Origin of the sequence: Collinsella sp. SGI.178 (assembly GCF_050313495.1) — a bacterium.
GTDB lineage: Bacteria > Actinomycetota > Coriobacteriia > Coriobacteriales > Coriobacteriaceae > Collinsella.
In genome coordinates this window covers 40,866-58,737 of the sequence record NZ_JBNPLM010000011.1, presented here as the reverse complement: position 1 = coordinate 58,737, position 17,872 = coordinate 40,866, and the positions used below count along the sequence as shown (strand labels likewise).

Sequence of the window (17,872 nt, the reverse complement as noted above, 5' to 3'; positions counted from 1 at the left end):
CGTAGTGCGCAGCGGGGGTTCTTTCATGTCCGAGGACGTCCGCGAAGGTTAGCCCTCAGATCCTGCGGTGGGAGACCTAGGCCTCGTTGTACACCGTCTTGAGCTTCAGCAGGTGAGCGTAGCGGTCCATAGCTGCCTGCTCGTTCTCCTTGAAGAGCTCCTCGGCGCGCTCGGGGAAGGAACGCGTCAGCGAAGCGTAACGGGCCTCGTTCATCAGGAACTCCTGATAGCCGCCCGCGGGCTCCTTGGAATCGAGCGAGAACTTCTTGCCGGCAGCAGCCTCGGGGTTGAAGCGGAAGAGGTTCCAGTAACCGCACTCGACAGCCTTCTTCATCTCGGCCTGGCAGTTCTGCATGCCGCCCTTCTTGATGGAGTGCATCTCGCAGGGGCTGTAGCCGATGATGAGGGACGGGCCGTCATAGGCCTCGGCCTCGTGGATGGCCTTGAGAGTCTGAGCCGGGTTGGCGCCCATGGCGACCTGCGCCACGTAGACGTAACCATAGCTCATAGCGATCTCGGCCAGAGACTTCTTCTTGGTCACCTTGCCGGCAGCGGCAAACTGAGCAACCTGGCCCAGGTTCGAAGCCTTGGAGGCCTGACCGCCGGTGTTGGAGTAGACCTCGGTGTCGAAGACGAAGACGTTGACGTTGTGGCCAGAAGCCAGGACGTGGTCCAGACCACCGAAGCCGATGTCGTAGGCCCAACCGTCGCCACCGAAGATCCAGAAGGACTTCTTGGTGAGGTAAGCCTTGTCGGCGAGGATCGCCTTGGAAGCGTCGCAGCCGCACTTCTCGAGCTCGGCAACGTAGGCGGCAGCAGCAGTCTTGGAGGCCTCGGCGTCGTTGACGGAGTCGATCCAAGCCTGACCGGCGGCCTTGAGCTCGTCGGACGGACCGTCAGCGGCGATGAGCTCCTGGGTGGCGGCGATCAGCTTATTCTGGACGGCCTCGTAACCGATGGCCATGCCCAGACCGTGCTCAGCATTGTCCTCGAACAGGGAGTTGTTCCACGCCGGGCCGTGACCGTCCTTGTCCTTGCAGTAAGGAGCGGTGGCAGCGGGGTTGCCCCAAATGGAGGAGCAACCGGTGGCGTTGGAGATGAACATGCGGTCGCCGGCGACCTGGGTCACCAGACGTGCATAAGCGGTCTCGGCGCAGCCGGCGCAGGAGCCGGAGAACTCCAGGTAGGGCTGCTTAAACTGGCTGCCCTTGACGTTGGCCGCGATGAGCTCCTTCTTCTCGGAGACGTTCTTGACCATGTAGTCCCAAACGGGCTGCTGATCCATCTCCTGCTCGGTGGGAACCATCTCGAGGGCGCCCTTGGGGCAGACCTTGGCGCAGTTGGTGCAGCCCATGCAGTCGAGCGGGGACACGGCCATGGTGAACTTCATGCCCTTGGCCTTGGGGCCCATGGCGTCGAGCGTACGGGTAGCCTCGGGCGCGGCGGCAGCCTCGTCCTCGGTCATCGCGAACGGACGGATGGTGGCATGCGGGCACACATAGGCGCACTGGTTGCACTGGATGCACTTGGTCTCGTCCCAGTGGGGAACGACCACGGCGACGCCGCGCTTCTCGTATGCGGAGGCGCCCAGCTCAAACTGACCGTCGGCACAATCGACAAAGGCAGAAACGGGCAGGCTGTCGCCATCCATGCGATCGATGGGCTCGAGCAGGTTCTTGACCTGCTGGGCGATAGCGGACTTGGTCTCCTCGGAAAGCTCGACAGGAGCGGCGTCCTCGGCGGTAGCCCAGTCGGCCGGAACCTCGAACTTACGGAAGGCGGTAGCGCCGGCATCGATGGCCTTGTGGTTGGCGTCGACGATGGCCTGGCCCTTCTTCATGTAGGACTTGGTAGCCGCGTCCTTCATGTACTGCAGGGCGTCCTCGGCGGGCAGGACCTTGGCCAGCGCGAAGAAGGCGGACTGGAGCACCGTGTTGGTGCGCTTGCCCATGCCGACCTTGGCGGCCAGGTCGATCGCGTCGATCAGGTAGACGTTGACGTTGTTGTTCGCGATGTAGCGCTTGGCCACGGCGGGCATGTGCTCGGCGAACTCCTCATCGCTCCACTGGCAGTTGACCAGGAAGGTGCCGCCCGGCTTGACGTCGCGGACCATCTTGAAGCCTTTAACGATGTAGCTGGGGTTGTGGCAAGCGACAAAGTCGGCCTTGGTCACGTAGTACGGCGAGCGGATCGGGGAATCACCAAAGCGCAGGTGCGAGACGGTAACACCGCCGGTCTTCTTGGAGTCGTACTGGAAGTAGGCCTGAACGTACTTGTCGGTGTGGTCGCCGATGATCTTAATCGAGTTCTTGTTGGCGCCGACGGTACCGTCGCCACCCAGACCCCAGAACTTGCACTCGATGGTGCCGGGAGCTGCGGTGTTGGGCGCATCCTCGGCCTCGGGCAGGCTCAGGTTGGTCACGTCATCGACAATGCCGATGGTGAACTCGCGCTTGGGCTCGTCCTTCTTGAGCTCCTCGAAGACGGCAAACGCGGACGCGGGAGGCGTGTCCTTGCTGCCCAGGCCGTAACGGCCGCCGACGACCTTGATACCCGTCTTGCCGGCCTCGTAGAGAGCGGAGACGACGTCCTGGTAGAGCGGCTCGCCGATGGAACCCGGCTCCTTGGTGCGGTCCATGACGGCGATCTTCTGGACGGTCTCGGGGAGAACGTCCACGAAGTGCTTGATGGAGAACGGACGGAACAGGCGAACCTTGACCAAGCCGACCTTCTCACCGTGAGCGTTGAGGTAGTCGATGACTTCCTCGAGCACGTCGCAGAAGGAGCCCATGCACACGACGACGCGATCGGCATCGGGAGCGCCGTAGTAGTTGAACAGGCCGTAATCGGTGCCGAGCTTCTCGTTGATCTTCTTCATGTAGCCCTCGACGACGGCAGGGAGCTCGTCGTAGACCTTGTTGCAGGCCTCGCGGTTCTGGAAGAAGATGTCGCCGTTCTCATGGCTGCCGCGGGTGTGCGGGTGCTCAGGGTTGAGCGCGTGGTCGCGGAAAGCCTGGACGGCGTCCATGTCGCACATCTCGGCAAGATCCTTGTAGTCCCACATGGCGACCTTCTGGATCTCGTGGCTGGTGCGGAAGCCGTCGAAGAAGTTGAGGAACGGGGTCTTACCCTCGATGGCGGCAAGGTGAGCCACCGGCGAGAGGTCCATGACCTCCTGGACGTTGCCCTCGGCGAGCATGGCGAAACCGGTCTGGCGGCAGGCCATGACGTCGGAGTGATCGCCAAAGATGTTCAGGGCGTGGGAAGCGACGCAACGCGCGGAGACGTGGAAGACGCCCGGGAGCTGCTCGCCCGCGATCTTGTACATGTTCGGGATCATCAGGAGTAGGCCCTGAGAAGCCGTGTAGGTGGTGGTCAGAGCACCGGCGCCCAGCGAACCGTGAACGGTACCGGCTGCACCCGCCTCGGACTCCATCTCGACGACCTTGACCGGGGTGCCAAAGATGTTCTTGCGACCCTGGGCCGCCCACTGGTCGACATGGTCGGCCATCGGGCTGGACGGCGTAATGGGATAAATTCCCGCTACCTCGGTGTACGCATACGAAACATATGCGGCCGCCTCGTTGCCGTCCATAGACTTAAACTTACGCGCCATATACCCCTCTCCTCTCATATAGGTATACAGGCCCCGGCGATTACCGGGATGTTGGCGTGATGGGATTTTCGCTGTTGCTTCCAGTCATCTGACAGGCGGACTCAGCAGCAGATACATGGCGTGGAGAGAAGGCATGCCGAGGCGAGGAGGCTGCACGCGCTCCACAGGCCCAGCTACCCGTCTTGCACATGATCGAGCGCCGCAAAGGCCGCATGCCGGATGCTCCCGGGCACGCCCCGGTGATGGGAAGCGCCCGCAACGGAAATCCGCATGCGGGTTTATTGTACCCCGCCGTCAAGTGTAATTTCGACAAATATAGGCGGGCGGTAAAGGTTTATCCCGAGCGACCATCAAGTGCAAAAATAATCCTTCCGTCACCGAGGGACCAAATGGCAGCTGCGGTGAAATAGGGACTGTTTTTGCCGGCCGTAGCCTTAAACAGTCCCTATTTCACCGCAACTTATTTAGGAGATGAGTCAGAGGGCGCCGAGGAGGATGGCGTAGGTTGTGGATTCTCCGAGCCTGAGCTCGTCACCGGGGTTGAGCTGAGCGGAGCGGCCGGGCTCGACCTGGGTGCAGACGTTCGTCGCGCCGTTTACCACCACAGTTCCGTTGGTGGACGACAGGTCCTCGACGTACCAGACATTTTGGTCATCGCACCACACGTGGGCATGGCGAGCCGAAACGTCATCGCCCACATCGGTGATATCGCCCTCCCCCGTCGCCAGCGCGCCGATCTCGACGCCCTCCTCACTCGGCTGAATCCAGCGCGGGGCGCTCACCACGTAGCCGTTTTGCACGCGCAGCAGTCCCAACGGGTGCGCAGGCGCCGCCTCGCGCTCGCCCGTGACCGTCGAGGTACTCAGCGAGCGCGGCGTCGACGTGGCGCCGCCACAGGTCGCATGAGCGTAGTCGAGGGCATAGGTCACCGACGAGCGGACATCTGCCGAGCAGCCCACGGCGACAAACAGCACCAGGATGGCCTCGGCGCGCTCGGCGGGCATGAGCTCAGCCGCCTGCGACAGGCGCTCGAGCGCATTGCGATAGAGATTCGTGTCCTGATGGCATTCCTCGAGTGCCCGCACCATGGGCTCGCCAGCGGGGCCGCACACCATGTTGGTCACGGCCGCGGCGTCCATGGGATTGCGGCGGCGCAGGGCCAGCTGCGACATAATGCGCGCGGCCGAGGTGCCGTAATCGGCAAAATAACGTTCCTGCAGCGTGCCGACCGGCGCGCGCACGATAAAGCGCGAAACCCAAGAGCGATCGGCAGCACGGCTCTGCGGACTACGGCCGTCGACGAGCGGGCGGCTCGAGAGCACCAGGCCGCACAGTTCGATATGACTCAGGTGCGCTGCGCGCTTGAAGATGTCAAACATTGCCCCGCACGGGGTGAGCTCAGCTTGAGAAGCCATGGCTTAGCCCTCCTTGGTCGCAGAGATAGTGTCGGATACTTTGGCCGGCCCGCCAAAGGCGCGAGCAGCCGCGGCTCCGCCGGCAAGCGGCGTCGCCATGGAAATTTTCGCACGTCGCGCTGACACGACGGGAAGCTCAAAGGCAAACCCCATCGCCAGCAAAAACCACGTGAGCGCATAGGTTGCAATTAAGGCGGCAACGAAGCCGCTCGCTACGGCGCGCTGGGAAAACACGGTGCATGCAACCGCGATCAGCACCGGAACCTCGCAGGCAGAAAGCGCCAGTACGCCATGCAGGAACCCCGTGCGACGATCGTGTGCCATGGCGCCGGCAGCGATGCCCACCATGCCCGGCGGTGCCAGCGCCAGTGCGGCGATAATGGCCGGCAGCTTCCCGGACCACATAAGCGGTCCTACGACGAGCGTCACATGGGCGCCCGACGCCAACAGCGCAGCTGATACCACGACCACAGCCCAAAGCACGCCGCATACCGCCGTCGCACCAACCATCGCCGCACGCCGGGCCGTGTGCCCCGATACCTCCATCGTGCACGGCAAGAGCGGCTCGGCGCGAAGCGAGCGGGCGACATTTTGCGCATAGTGGTCGCAAAATGCCGAGAGCGCCGCCTCCACCGCAGCCGGCTCGGGACGATCTTCCTGATGGCAGGACAGGCAGGCCATGACCACGTCGAACAACTGGGCATCGACAAACGCCAGCGCATCGCGCAGATCCTCGGAATTTGGATCGAGTCCCAGCTGCTGAGCCTGTTCGGCCGCGGCAAGTGCCACATCGGGCTCGCGTCGCAGCAGTTGCGTCAAGTCGCAGCCGGGCGCGTGGGCGCCAACGGGATAATCGGGCAGCGTATCCATCTTGAGGCGATAAGGGCTGGCGATATCGCACGTCTTTTTGCGCGAGCCCGAAGTACCCGACGCACCCGGCGCCACTTCGTACGGCGCGACACCGGCGATGAGCTCGTAGACCGTACTCGCCGCTGCATACACATCGATTGCCGGCGACATGCGAAGCATGCGCAGGTCGGGGATATCGTCGGTGAGCATCTCGGGCGGGGCGTAGGCCACCGTCGCGCGGCGCAACGTGGCATAGCGCTCGGTAAACGACGCCTTGCCGCCGGTGCCGGCCACCGCAGAGGCGGGCTCGAGCGCCAGCGAAGAACCAAAGTCGATCAAGCACAGGTCGAAGGTGCCTTCGGCAAGCTGTCGGTCGAGCGGCAGGCGCGCCGTGCGCACCATAATATTAGCGGGCGAGATATCGCGATGGACGAACCCCTCGCCTACCAAGCTCATGCGGCAGAGCAGATCGAACAGGTCGCGACCCAGACGCGCCGCCACGAGCGGCGACAGACGCCCGGCATCGTCCACGGCAAGGCGCGAGCGCAGGCGAGCGAGCGTCTCGCCCTCGACCCACTCCATGACAATCGCGGGCACGCCGTCAACCTCGCCCCATCCGTATAAGCGGGGAAAGCCCTTAAGGCCCGAAAGGGCACGATGGCATTCATATTCCTCGCGAAACGCCGCCTTGAACTTGGTGACCAGCGCCTCGTGGGCGACATCGTCATCAAATTCGTCGCGCGTTGGCAAGATGAGCTGCTTGAGTGCCACGGCCTCGCCCTGCGCGTTGACGGCACGCGTCACACGGCCGATACCGCCGCGGCGCATGGTGGTGTCATCGGCAAACAGCATCGTAAAACGGCGCAGGTAGGCGGGAAGCTCGTCCGGGCCCAGCGCAATGGCGGGCTCAAACCCTCCAACGCGCGCCAGGCGCAGGCCCACCATGGGATCACGGCTGAGCGACTGGGTTGCCACAGAAGCAAGGCTATTCGTCATAGGGCGATCGCCGCCACTTTGGTATTGAAGTTGTTGAGCGCGACGTCGTCATCGCCATAATGCCCCACCCATTGGCACAGATTGGTGTAGCAACCCCATAGGTTGGCGTATTGCTGATACCACTTTGACTTGGGAGAAAACGTTTGCCGGCCAAACTCGGCACGGATGACAAACATATCGTTGGTCAGGCTATCGCACGGTCCGGTATCGCCCGTAGCGTTATAGGTCGAAACCACGCTGTTGGCGCGGGCGACATAGCCATCGAGCATGTTGTATTTGGTCACGAGCCAGCTGTGAATACTCTCCTCCTCGGCAGCCGAGAGACCACCCGAGCCCGTGTCGCCGCCGGCACCGCCGTCCGTCGAGCCATCACTCGAAGATCCACCGCCAGAGGCGGAGCCCGAACCGGAACCGCCGCCCGACGAATCGGAGCTGGAGCCAGACGAACCCGAACCGCCGGGCTGGCCTGTCTGTTGGGCGTCCTGCCCCTTCTGCTGCTCGGCCTTATTGACGACAGAAGCCACACTGTTGTTGGAAAGCTTCGTAATGACCTTGGTGTTGGTGAGCACGATGGTCTTGCCGTTTGCCAGCGTAACCTCATTGTCCGATGTTTCTGGACTGTCCGCATCGTCGCCACCGAACACAACATGCGAGACCACGCTCGCCCACGCATATCCGGTTGTCGTTCCCAAGTCGCTTTTGGCCTTGCGCCCAATATGCAGCTCGCGCGCAGCATACGCCTGTACCATGGACGGCACCGTCATGCCATAAGCCGAAACACCGGCTATGACCAGTACAAGCGAGCAAGACAGCAGCACGTACGCCCGAGGCGCCAGGCCCAGCCGGCGTCGCATGCGCACCGCGGCGCCATGCTTTGTCTGAGTGCTAGCGGGCCGCATGCGTTCTCCTCCAACAAAAACACGCCGCTTAAAAGCGGCGTATTCTTTCATATCCACATTTGAGTGTATCAGCGAACTCAAAAGGTTGTGCAACGAATGGGCAAATACGAGGTGAGAGTGGACCCATCCACGCGATAAGCGGATGAAAAGCAGGTTTGTTGTACAACAAATGCATGAACGCGTGCCCAATTATGAGCGCCCCGTGCGGCAGGCCGACGGGACATGCCGCGGAGCTGACGCCGCCTAGATCGCACGACGGGCCTCGATAGCACGGCCGAGCGTGAGCTCGTCAGCATACTCCAGGTCGCCTCCCACGGGCAGGCCGCTCGCCAGACGCGACACCTCGACGCCCAGAGGCTTGATGGTGCGGGCAAGGTAGCTCGCCGTGGTCTCGCCCTCAATGTTGGGGTTGGTGGCGATAATGACCTCGTGGATGTCCTCGTGGCCCAAGCGCGCCAGCAACTCGCGGATGTGCAGCTGCTCGGGGCCGATCTTGTCCATGGGGCTGATCACGCCGCCCAGCACGTGGTAGAGGCCGTGGTAGCTGCCCGTGCGCTCAATCGCCTGGACATCGCGCGGCTCACCCACAACGCAGATGCGGGTGGTGTCGCGCATCGAGTCTTGGCAGATGGAGCACTCGTCAGCGGTGGCGTAATTAAAGCAGCGGCTGCAAAAATGCACTTCCTGCTTAACCTCTAGAATGGCCTCGGCCAGGCGACGCGCCTCCTCGGCGTCGGCCTCAAGCAGGTAGTAGGCGATGCGCTGGGCCGATTTGGGGCCAATGCCCGGCAGACGGCCCAGCTCATCGAGCAGTTTTTGCAGACTATGGTTGGCACTCATATATGTGCGCGTCTTAGAACGGCATGCCCGGGATGTTGAGGCCGCCGGCGATGGCGCCCATCTGCTTGTTGGCGAGCTCGTTGACGCCGCGGACGGCCTCGTTGACGGCAGCCATAATCATGTCCTGCAGCATATCGACGTCCTCGGGATCGAGCGCATCGGGGTCGATGGTGAGGTTGACGAGCTCCATCTCGCCGTTAACGGTCACCTTGACCATGCCGCCGCCGGCAGAGGCGTCGACGGTCTGGGACTTGAGGTTCTCCTGCGCGGCGGCAAGCTGCTCCTGCATCTTGCGGGCCTGCTTCATCATCTGCTGCATGTTCATACCGGCCATGATGGCTCCTTTACGTGTGGTCGCGCGACAAGCTGCAAGGGCAGCCGGGCACGGCGGGACTTTCAAACTCAAAAATCGTACCACGGCGCGGGGCAAACGAGCGGGGCGGTCGCGCTAACTCAGTCGATGTACATGTCCTCTAGCGTGACGCGCCGCCCAAGACTATGCAAGGTCGAATTATGCAAGGTCTCACAACTCGGCGTATATACCCGCCCGCATAGTTACTCCACCGGCTTGAAGATGGTGGACTGGCCAAAGACACTACGTATGAGGGCTTTGGCCTCGTCCTCGGTCTGCGGGATGCCCGGGGCTGCGCCCTGGTGACCGAAAGGACTGCCAGCACCGGGGTTGGACTCCCAAGGGGCAGCGAGGCCGTCGTCACTTGCAGGAGCGGACGTCGCAGCCGCGGGAGCTGCGGCCGAAGCGGCAGGGCTGGGCGCAGGCGCCGCGGCAGGCACGTCGAACGGAGCAAGATCTTCCCCGTTCGCATCGCCGGCGAAGCCGCCGACCATGGCGTCGTCGTAGGGTACCTGCTCGGATTCCCATGGCGCAGCCTGCACAGACGGCTGAATCTTGGGAGCAGACGCGCACTCGGACACTCGGGGCGCGGGCTCGGTCGGGAGCTTGCCCGTGGCAGGAGCACCGGCAGGGTTGTCGGAGCGCAGCCAGGGGGCCTTGGCCAGGTCGGATGACTTGGGTGCAGGCGCGGCAGCGGGCTTGGACGCGGGGATCGGAGCAGCCGGTTTGGACACGGCGGGTTCAGTCACCGACGGGATCGGTGCCGCTACCGGTGCCGCTTGCTGCTGCGGCGCGCTGGCGCTCGAGGATACAGGGGCCGCCGAGGACACGGGTTGCGGGTCCGCAGATGCCGCAGCCCGTACAGATGGAGAATGCTCCTCATGTTGAGGAGCCGGCCTGACACCCCCATCCAGGACATAGTCGACGGTGCGACGACCGAAGACCGCACTGACTGTCGGCAAAAACACCGCCTGTGTATCAGCACGCCCGAGCATCTTGATAGCAAATGCCGTAGGGAACGAGACCGTGAGCTTAGAACCATCGTCTGCCGTAGCGCGAGCGTTCAACAGGAGAGCCGCATAAGAAGGTTGTTGGGCCTTGACGCGCTCGACGACCTCGACCCATTTGCGCTGGAGCTCGCCGGCATCCTCGACCGCAGGGGTCTCGGCGGCGCCGGCGGCAGCAACCTGAGCGGCAGTGTTGGGCTGGGGCTTAGGCGCCGGCGCAGCGGCAGGTGCAGGAGCCGAAGCGGCGGTGGGCTGGGGCATCGGAGCCGGGGCAGGCTGAGGCGCAGGCGCAGCGGGCTTGGGGGCCGGCGCGGGCTGGGCCGCCGGAGCGGCGGCACCGCGATCCCAAGGCATGCCGCCCTGGCGCGCGGGCGTAGCAGTGGGAGCGGCGGATGCCACAGGGGCAGCAGCTCGGGCACCCGAGATCAGCGTCGGTTGTTGTGTCGCCACAGGTGCAGCCGCGACAGCCGCAGGCGCAGCACCAGCAGCAGCCACGCTCGCCGGCACCGCGGCGTTGGCGACCATGGCCTCCAAGCGTGCCACGCGCTCGGCCAGGGCCTCAATGGTCAGATCGGCCTCGGGACGTGCCAGGCGCGTGCAGGCGATCTCGAGCACCAGGCGCACGTCGCTCGCACCCCTCATCTCCAACGCGGCATCGTCGAGCACTGTCAGCACGCGGGCCAGACGGTCGGCCGGATGCCCGCCAAAGGCAGCGGCCTCGGCAGCAAGCGCCTCAGCCTGCTCGGCCCCGCCCTCAAACAGCTCGCCACGGGTACCGGCAACGCAGGCCACATACACGTCGCGCACGTGCGCCACCAGGTCGCGCGTCAGCTCAAGCAAGTCATTGCCCTCCTCGACCTGTGCGCGAATGAGCCCATAGAGTTCAGCAATATCACGCTCGGCGATGGCGCGGGCAAACTCGCCCAGGATCTGGTCCGAAACCTCGCCCAAAAGCGAGCGGGCATCGTCCGCATGCACGGCGCCGTTGCCAAAAACGCTCAGCTGCTCCAGCGTGGAAAGCGCGTCGCGCATGCCGCCCTTGGCATGGCGCGCCACGATGGCCAGCGCCTCGTCGTCGTAATCGAAGCCCTCCTGCTCGCACACGTAGGACAGACGATGCTCGATATCCTCGTTGCCGATGCGGTGGAAATCGAAGCGCTGGCAGCGAGAGAGGATGGTCTCCAGAATCTTTTGCGGATCGGTGGTGCACAACACAAAGATCACGTGCGCCGGCGGCTCCTCGAGCGTCTTGAGCAGCGCGTTGAACGCCGCCGTCGTGAGCATATGGACCTCGTCGATGATATAGATCTTGTACTTGCCACGCACCGGGGCAAAGTTAACGGAGTTGATGATCTCCTCGCGCACATTGTCCACGCCCGTACGGCTTGCGGCATCGAGCTCGTAGACATCGGGGTGGTTGCCCTCGGCGATGAGCTCGCACTCTTCGCAAGTGCCGTCGGGCATGCAGCCGCTTGCGCCCTCGGCGCGCGCCGCCTCGGCATTGCGGCACAGCAGCGCCTTGGCCAGAATGCGCGCCATGGTGGTCTTGCCCGTGCCGCGCGGTCCGCAGAACAGGTACGCGTGGGACAGGCGTCCCTCGGTGATGGCGTGCTCGAGCGTCGAGACGATATGCTGCTGGCCCACCACGGAGTCGAAGGTGAGCGGGCGATACTTTCGGTACAACGATTCCATGGGTGCTCCCCCGGGTATACTGAGTTTTGTTGCCGCGACGGCCATGCGGTCGCACGGCATACTGCACTCATAATAACCCGTACGGCGAGCCCGCCGCGATAGGAGTCCAAAGAGCATGGCAGACGCAGAGAGCAACCTCGTCCCCTCCGAAGCAGCCGACCAGGTCGAGGTCGCGCTCGAGAAACAGGCAGCAGCCGACGACGGCATCCTGTACCTCAACGAGTATCAGTACGAAAACGACCTCGTCACCGACTTCGCCCGCTTGGTCGCCTCGCCCAGGCGTCGCGGCTCGCTGTATGTCGCCGCGGCAATTGCCGCGCTGCTCGGCATCGGCATGTTGGTGGCCGGCGGCGACTGGATTAAGTTTGGCGTCGTCCTGATCGTGTTCGGCGCCTTTTTGGCCTGGTGGAGCAAAAACCTGCACCACACGCTCGCCCGCGACTTTATCGACGCCGTCGAGGCCGACAAGTCCATGGGTGGCCGCTATCGCCGCGTCGCCGCCAACGAGGACGGCTTGATGGTATGGGGCAAGAGCGGCAAGTCGCAGTTCTTCCCGTTTGAGAAGCTCGACCACGTACTCGACGGCGAGCGCATCTTTGTTGCCATGTTCGCAGACCAGGGCGTGACGATCCCCAAGGACACCTTTGTTCGCGGCGACGCCGAGCAGTTTGGCTCCTTCCTTAAGGCGCGCATCAACAAAAAGCTCCGCATCGAGACCAAGAAGAAGAAAATGAAGGCCGAGAAGGCTGCAGCCGAGGCCAAGCAGGGAGACAAGGCAGACAAGCCCCAGGACAACAAGAGCAAGCAGTGCTGGCAGAAGAAGGGCAAGAAGAAGCGCTAAGGCCAAGTCAGACAGGCAGCCTCGCATCCCGCTATCCTCCCCATGCACCAGAGCGTGCTACACTAGCAGCATCTATGCCACCGCGAATGGCTCGGCCCCGCGCCCGCCGCTCGCAAACGAACTTTAAACGCACGAGGGTTGGCCATGCCGCTTTTCTCGCAACATACCGCCCGGTTCTCGCCGGACGTCCCTTTGGAGGGCACCAGCTCTCGCGAGCTGCTCAAGCGGTACCAGCCGCTCGAGACGCTTGCGACCGGCGGTTTTGGCTCCATCGAGATTTGCCGCGACACGCACCTGCGTCGTCGCGTGGCCATTAAGCGCATCCCTCTTATCAACGGCTCCGGCATGCCCGCCAGCGACATCATGGATGTACTGCGCGAGGCACATACCGCCGCCATGCTTCAACATCCCAATATCGTGCAGGTTATCGACTTTACGCATGACACCGCCTATGCCTACCTGGTCATGGAGTATGTCGACGGCATGTCGCTGGCCGAGTTTTTGCATCGCGTGGACGGCCACTCGCTCACCTTTGACGAGGCAGCGACCATTGCCGACGCGTTGGGTCAGGCGCTCACCTTTGCCCATGCAAACGGCGTGCTTCATCTGGACATAAAGCCCGCCAATGTGCTCATTGACCACTCGGGCAATGTAAAGCTCACCGACTTTGGCATGGCGCGGCTGTCATCTGCCGGCGGCTTTGGCGGATCGCGCGGCGGCACCATCGGCTACATGCCGCCCGAACAGCTCGATATCGAGACCGGCACGGTCGACGAGCGCGCCGATGTCTTTGCCCTTGCCTGCGTGATCTACGAGGGCCTGTGCGGCAGCGCCCCCTTTATGGCGGCAACGCCTGCCGACTCGCTCGACCGCATCATCGGCGGCGCCACCTATCCCAGCGAGCTGATCCCGCACTTTCCCCCGGGAGCCGAGGCAGCGCTCATGAGCGCCCTCTCCCCTATGCCGCAAGACCGCCCCGATAGCATCGAGGCATTCTGCGACCAACTCCTTGCCGGCTTGGGGAGCGTGCGCGAAGGCCGTCGCAGCTTGGAGCAGATGGTAAGCGAGCTTTCGGACGACGAGCACGCGGCAGACGATATGGAGTCGCTACCTTACGAGGATAACGCCATCGAAGTCGACCCCGCGCTTGGTTGGGCGGGCACGCGCTGGAGCTGCGCGCGCGATTACACCATGCGCGGTATCTCGGCACTAACGTGTGCAACCTTCAGCTTTTTGCTTATGCAGACAGCGGGCGTCGCGGCGCTTCCCGGGCTAGTCGCCGCGGCCATCGCTATTGGCGCGGCGGCAGGCTTGGCACCGCAGATCGGCTCGGCTATCTCGGCCGTGGGCTTTTTGGTGCTCATGGCCAACGCCACCATGCAGGCGCAGGGCATCCTGTCGATGCTGCCGGTCGCGGTCATTTTTGCCGCCGCCATGTCCGGATGGTGGATTGCCTGGGGACGCACCGAAGCGGCCGCGAGCGCGGCACTCACCTGCGCGCTTGCGCTAGGTTGTCTAACCGGCGACGCCATCCTTGCCGCCGGGGCCGCCGCGGGCTTCGCGGCGTTTTGGCTCGGCCCGGCAAGCGCCGCTGCCGCCACGGGTATAGGCGCGCTTTTTGCCCGCCTGGCCGCAGCTGCCCTCCCTACGGGAGGCGTGCTGGGGCTTGGCAATGTCGCCGCAGCGCTGGGCGACGCGTTCCTCTGGGCCGCCTTCGCACTGATCGCAGCAGCAGCCGCGGCAACGTCGCTGCTGCTCAATGCCCATGCCAAGCGCGCCGAGCAGGGGTCAAACCTCGCCGCCATCGTCGCAATTGCCGTCGCCGGTATCGGCTCGGCCGTATCGTTTTGTCTTGCACACCATATGGAAATTGCCAGCCTTGCGGGCACGGTCGTCGCCAAGGCGGCGGTTGCGGGAATCCTATCCTCTATAATCGTTGGGATATGCCTGTATTTGCTCGGATACCAAAGAACCTATACGGAGAGTGATCTTTCGTGAACTTCCTGAACATCTTCGAGGACCACGTGGCCGGCATCTTCGGTGCCACCCGTGCCCCGTTCTCCTTTAAGAAGCTTGCCAAGCAGGCTGCTCGCGACATGGAGGATCAAACTCTGGTGATCAACGGCGTCAACACCGCGCCGGCGCTCTATACCATCCTGATCGCCACCGATGACGATCCCATGCTTGCCCCGTTCTATCCCGAGCTTTCGCGCGAGGTGCGCGAGTTTGTGAAGGCGCAGGCCGAAAAACGCCGCTACGTCTTTGTCGGCGAGCCCCTTGTTCGCTTTATGATCGACCCTCAGCTGCGCGCCGGCAAGTTCTCGGTCTTTGCCGAGAACGTCGACGCTCCCACGCTCGGCCGTCTGTACGAGGAAGAGCGCGCCTATCAAAATGGCCTGGGACAGAACAGCTCGGCCACAAGCCGTGCCGCAAGCGCCCCCCGCGCCGGTCAGCAGCAGTTTGCATCGCCGCAGCAACACCCGGCCGCCATGCCCCAGCAGCAGCCGACACCCCGCGCTGCCACTCCCGACCCGCTCGCTGTGGCCGACCCCTTTGCACCCAATGTCCCCGATCCCGCAGCCCCCATCCCTGTGCCGCAAACCGTCTCGCGCGACGCACTTGCCGGTATGGGCGGAGCGGCTGCCACTGGCGCCGCCGTGGGTCTTGGCGCTGCGACCAGCATCGCCTCCAACATGGCAAGCCCCCGCGCCCCGCAGCGTCCGCTCGCCCAACTCGTCGACGTCGTGAGCGGCGAGAGCCACAACATCACCTCCGCGCAGGTGACCATCGGTCGTGAGCGCTCGGTATCCGACATCGCCCTGCGCGACCCCAACGTGTCGCGCCGTCATGCCCAGCTCACCTTTACCGGCTCTGACTGGTCGATCGAGGACCTCAACTCCACCAACGGCACGCTCGTCAACAACCGTCGCATCACGCGCTGCCCGCTGCGCAACGGCGATCTGCTAACGTTTGGCCTGAGCACCTTTGAATTTAGGGGTTAATCGCTTATGAACATCGATATCGTCCTTTTTGCAGGCCGCATCGTACTGGTCGTCCTGCTTTATATCTTCTTGTTCGCCGTCATGAAGACCGGCGTGGGGCTCGTGCGCGGCCAGCGCCGCGACTCTGCCATCTGGACGATCGATGTGGACAAGGGCCCGCGCGGCATTCGCGGTATTCACGTGGATATGCTTGGCCCCGTCATCGTCGGTCGTTCGCCGTCATCTGACATCTGCATCAACGAGCCGTTTGTCTCTGCCTCGCATGCGCGTTTTTCGCTGCAGGGCCCGGCACTTATTATCGAGGACCTCAACTCGCTCAACGGCACCCTTGTTAACGGCCGCCAGCTGGTGGAGCCCGCAACGCTGCGCGAGGGCGACGAAGTCCAGATTGGCGACGTGGTCATGAAGGTGAACCGTCGATGATCGACGAGGAGAACAAGTCCGCAACCATGTCCGAGGCACTGGCTGCCCCCGCGGCCGTGCCGGCTCATGCCGCCCCGGCGGGCCCTGCGCCCGTGGAGCCCGAGGACACCGTGTTCTCCCTGCCTCTTTCGCATGTAACGCAAGACCATCCGATGCCCATCGATGGCCAGGATGAAGATAATTCCACCGATGCCCCCATCGGCGCGCACGCCGTTGCCGATCAACCTTCGGCACCGGAAACTACACCTGCGCCGGCCCACTTTGCCGAGTCTGTCGCCGCGGCAATCGATGAGAGCGCCGCGGTGTTTTTGGCCCCCGAGCCCACGGCACCGGTGTTTCCCGTAGTTCCAGCACCCACCGCAGCGCCCGAGCCCGCATCTACACCGGCACCCGCGGCGGCATCCTCCCCCGCGGCCGCATCGGCGCCCGAGGCCGTGCAGCCTACGGCCGAAGAGATGCCCGTCACAGCGACGGAGGACGCCTCTCAGCCCCACAGCACGCCCGCGCCCGCGCACTTCGCGGCACCCGAGCCCGCAGCCATCGCCCCGCAAGACGAAGAGCCTGCCGACAACACAACCGAAGTGCCCGCCACGTCTAAAGTCGACGACCCGAGCAGCGTGGCCAACGCCGTCTCGCCCGGCGACACGGCCGAGATTGATGTCGCCGCCGTGGAGGCCAAGCTCAAGGACCCTGGTTCGACCATGAGTTTTGAGCCGCTGACCGACGAGCGCATCGAGACCGATTCGACCTACGATGCCGGCACCACCACGCAACTCATGTGGGGCGCCCGCTCCGATGTTGGCTGCGTGCGTCCGCACAACGAGGACTCCTACCTGGTACAGTCGCCGCTCTTTTGCGTGTGCGACGGCATGGGTGGTCACGCCGCCGGCGAGGTAGCCTCATCCATCGCGGTCGAGACCATCGCCAAGACGGCGCCACAGGCTGCCGACGCCGCGCGCCTAGCCGCAGCCGTCGAAGCTGCCAACGCCGCCGTCATCGAGGCCGCACTCAACGGCCTGGGCAAGCCCGGTATGGGCTGCACGGCAACCTGCGCCTATATCGAAAACGACATGCTCGCCATCGCCCACGTGGGCGACTCGCGCGCCTACCTGCTCCACGAGGGCACGCTCATCCGCGTGACCCGCGACCACTCCTATGTGGAGGAGCTCGTGGACGCTGGCGAAATTACGGCCGACGAGGCGCGCGTCCATCCCAACCGCTCGGTTATCACGCGTGCGCTGGGTTCGGACCCCGCCATGTATGCCGACCACTTTACCCTGCACATCGAAGAGGGCGATCGCCTGATCCTGTGCTCGGACGGCCTTTCGAGCATGATTCCCGATAGCGAAATCGAAAACATCGCCACGCAATCGTCTACGGCGCAGATTTGCGTCGACAACCTGGTGGACGCCGCGCTCGCTGCCGGCGGCCACGACAACGTGACGGTAGTCGTTGTGGACCTGGTCGACGACGGCGTCATGCGCGAGGCGAAGCGTGTTCGCCGCCGCAACGTCACCATTGCCGCCATCCTGGGCATCGCTTTTGTGCTGGCGGCAGCCATCTGGGCCTACGCGGGCGTCACCGGCTCGTATTACCTGGGCACCTACAAGGACACCGTCGCGGTCTACCGGGGCATTCCCGGCAAGCCGCTCGGCCTTAAGCTGCACTGGCTCGAGAGCACGACCGCCATCAAGCTATCCGACCTACCCGAAGACACGCAGAATCGCCTGAAAGCAGGCATTCCGCAAACGAGTGTCGACGACGCGCAGGACACTATCTCCAAGTACCGTCATCAAATCGATGAGGAACAGACCCGCCAGGTGATCGACGCGCAAACGATTCGCGACAACACCGACCAGGAATCGACTTCCAAATCGAATTCCGAAAAAACCGCCGAACAGTCCGCCGAGGCCGAAGCCTCCGATAAGAATTAGAAAGGG

12 protein-coding genes are annotated in these 17,872 nt (G+C 63.7%); 5 read left to right on the top strand and 7 right to left on the bottom strand.

Annotated elements, in window-relative coordinates:
• Nucleotides 1-76: 76 nt before the first annotated feature.
• The 7 genes from nifJ to dnaX all read right to left on the bottom strand — a co-directional run bounded on the left by nifJ (nucleotide 77) and on the right by dnaX (nucleotide 11,666).
• Complete coding sequence (gene nifJ / locus ACQRAQ_RS04810; RefSeq protein WP_427794097.1) at nucleotides 77-3,616, bottom strand: pyruvate:ferredoxin (flavodoxin) oxidoreductase; 3,540 nt, start codon at nucleotides 3,614-3,616, stop codon at nucleotides 77-79.
• Between the two features lie 476 nt (nucleotides 3,617-4,092).
• Nucleotides 4,093-5,031 carry an FHA domain-containing protein gene (locus ACQRAQ_RS04805; protein WP_427794096.1) on the bottom strand — a complete coding sequence of 313 codons (939 nt, stop codon included), beginning with the start codon at nucleotides 5,029-5,031 and terminating at the stop codon, nucleotides 4,093-4,095.
• A gap of 3 nt (nucleotides 5,032-5,034) precedes the next feature.
• Nucleotides 5,035-6,876 (bottom strand): serine/threonine protein kinase, encoded by a 1,842-nt coding sequence (locus tag ACQRAQ_RS04800; protein WP_427794095.1) that lies wholly within the window; start codon nucleotides 6,874-6,876, stop codon nucleotides 5,035-5,037.
• The gene (locus ACQRAQ_RS04795; RefSeq protein WP_427794094.1) at nucleotides 6,873-7,775 is read right to left on the bottom strand and encodes a hypothetical protein; all 903 of its coding nucleotides are present in this window, start codon (nucleotides 7,773-7,775) and stop codon (nucleotides 6,873-6,875) included. The genes ACQRAQ_RS04800 and ACQRAQ_RS04795 overlap by 4 nt, the downstream gene beginning before the upstream one ends.
• A 243-nt stretch (nucleotides 7,776-8,018) precedes the next feature.
• On the bottom strand, nucleotides 8,019-8,615 hold the full coding sequence (recR, locus tag ACQRAQ_RS04790; RefSeq protein ID WP_099432550.1) for a recombination mediator RecR: 597 nt from the start codon (nucleotides 8,613-8,615) through the stop codon (nucleotides 8,019-8,021).
• A gap of 13 nt (nucleotides 8,616-8,628) precedes the next feature.
• Nucleotides 8,629-8,949, bottom strand: coding sequence for a YbaB/EbfC family nucleoid-associated protein (locus ACQRAQ_RS04785; protein WP_427719331.1), 321 nt, complete (start codon nucleotides 8,947-8,949; stop codon nucleotides 8,629-8,631).
• A 221-nt stretch (nucleotides 8,950-9,170) separates the two neighbouring features.
• A complete protein-coding gene (gene dnaX, locus ACQRAQ_RS04780) occupies nucleotides 9,171-11,666 on the bottom strand; it encodes a DNA polymerase III subunit gamma/tau (RefSeq protein ID WP_427794093.1) in 2,496 nt (831 codons plus the stop codon).
• A gap of 115 nt (nucleotides 11,667-11,781) precedes the next feature.
• Between dnaX and ACQRAQ_RS04775 the strand changes: the two genes are divergently transcribed.
• From ACQRAQ_RS04775 to ACQRAQ_RS04755, 5 genes are all read left to right on the top strand, one after another.
• Nucleotides 11,782-12,507: a hypothetical protein gene (locus tag ACQRAQ_RS04775; RefSeq protein WP_427794092.1), complete on the top strand. Its 726-nt coding sequence runs from the start codon at nucleotides 11,782-11,784 to the stop codon at nucleotides 12,505-12,507.
• 144 nt (nucleotides 12,508-12,651) lie between these two features.
• Entirely contained in the window at nucleotides 12,652-14,505 is a 1,854-nt protein-coding gene (locus ACQRAQ_RS04770; RefSeq protein WP_427794091.1) for a serine/threonine-protein kinase, read from the top strand.
• Nucleotides 14,502-15,509, top strand: coding sequence for an FhaA domain-containing protein (locus tag ACQRAQ_RS04765; RefSeq protein WP_427719325.1), 1,008 nt, complete (start codon nucleotides 14,502-14,504; stop codon nucleotides 15,507-15,509). Before ACQRAQ_RS04770 ends, ACQRAQ_RS04765 begins: the two co-directional genes overlap by 4 nt.
• Before the next feature lie 6 nt (nucleotides 15,510-15,515).
• Complete coding sequence (locus tag ACQRAQ_RS04760; RefSeq protein ID WP_055250779.1) at nucleotides 15,516-15,932, top strand: FHA domain-containing protein; 417 nt, start codon at nucleotides 15,516-15,518, stop codon at nucleotides 15,930-15,932.
• Complete coding sequence (locus ACQRAQ_RS04755; protein WP_427794090.1) at nucleotides 15,929-17,866, top strand: Stp1/IreP family PP2C-type Ser/Thr phosphatase; 1,938 nt, start codon at nucleotides 15,929-15,931, stop codon at nucleotides 17,864-17,866. The genes ACQRAQ_RS04760 and ACQRAQ_RS04755 overlap by 4 nt, the downstream gene beginning before the upstream one ends.
• Nucleotides 17,867-17,872 lie beyond the last annotated feature (6 nt).

Excerpts from the sequence above, each read along its gene's own strand:
- nifJ (WP_427794097.1), bottom strand. The coding sequence starts at position 3,616 with ATGGCGCGTAAGTTTAAGTCTATGGACGGCAACGAGGCGGCCGCATAT.
- ACQRAQ_RS04805 (WP_427794096.1), bottom strand. The coding sequence starts at position 5,031 with ATGGCTTCTCAAGCTGAGCTCACCCCGTGCGGGGCAATGTTTGACATC.
- ACQRAQ_RS04800 (WP_427794095.1), bottom strand. The coding sequence starts at position 6,876 with ATGACGAATAGCCTTGCTTCTGTGGCAACCCAGTCGCTCAGCCGTGAT.
- ACQRAQ_RS04795 (WP_427794094.1), bottom strand. The coding sequence starts at position 7,775 with ATGCGGCCCGCTAGCACTCAGACAAAGCATGGCGCCGCGGTGCGCATG.
- recR (WP_099432550.1), bottom strand. The coding sequence starts at position 8,615 with ATGAGTGCCAACCATAGTCTGCAAAAACTGCTCGATGAGCTGGGCCGT.
- ACQRAQ_RS04785 (WP_427719331.1), bottom strand. The coding sequence starts at position 8,949 with ATGGCCGGTATGAACATGCAGCAGATGATGAAGCAGGCCCGCAAGATG.
- dnaX (WP_427794093.1), bottom strand. The coding sequence starts at position 11,666 with ATGGAATCGTTGTACCGAAAGTATCGCCCGCTCACCTTCGACTCCGTG.
- ACQRAQ_RS04775 (WP_427794092.1), top strand. The coding sequence starts at position 11,782 with ATGGCAGACGCAGAGAGCAACCTCGTCCCCTCCGAAGCAGCCGACCAG.
- ACQRAQ_RS04770 (WP_427794091.1), top strand. The coding sequence starts at position 12,652 with ATGCCGCTTTTCTCGCAACATACCGCCCGGTTCTCGCCGGACGTCCCT.
- ACQRAQ_RS04760 (WP_055250779.1), top strand. The coding sequence starts at position 15,516 with ATGAACATCGATATCGTCCTTTTTGCAGGCCGCATCGTACTGGTCGTC.
- ACQRAQ_RS04755 (WP_427794090.1), top strand. The coding sequence starts at position 15,929 with ATGATCGACGAGGAGAACAAGTCCGCAACCATGTCCGAGGCACTGGCT.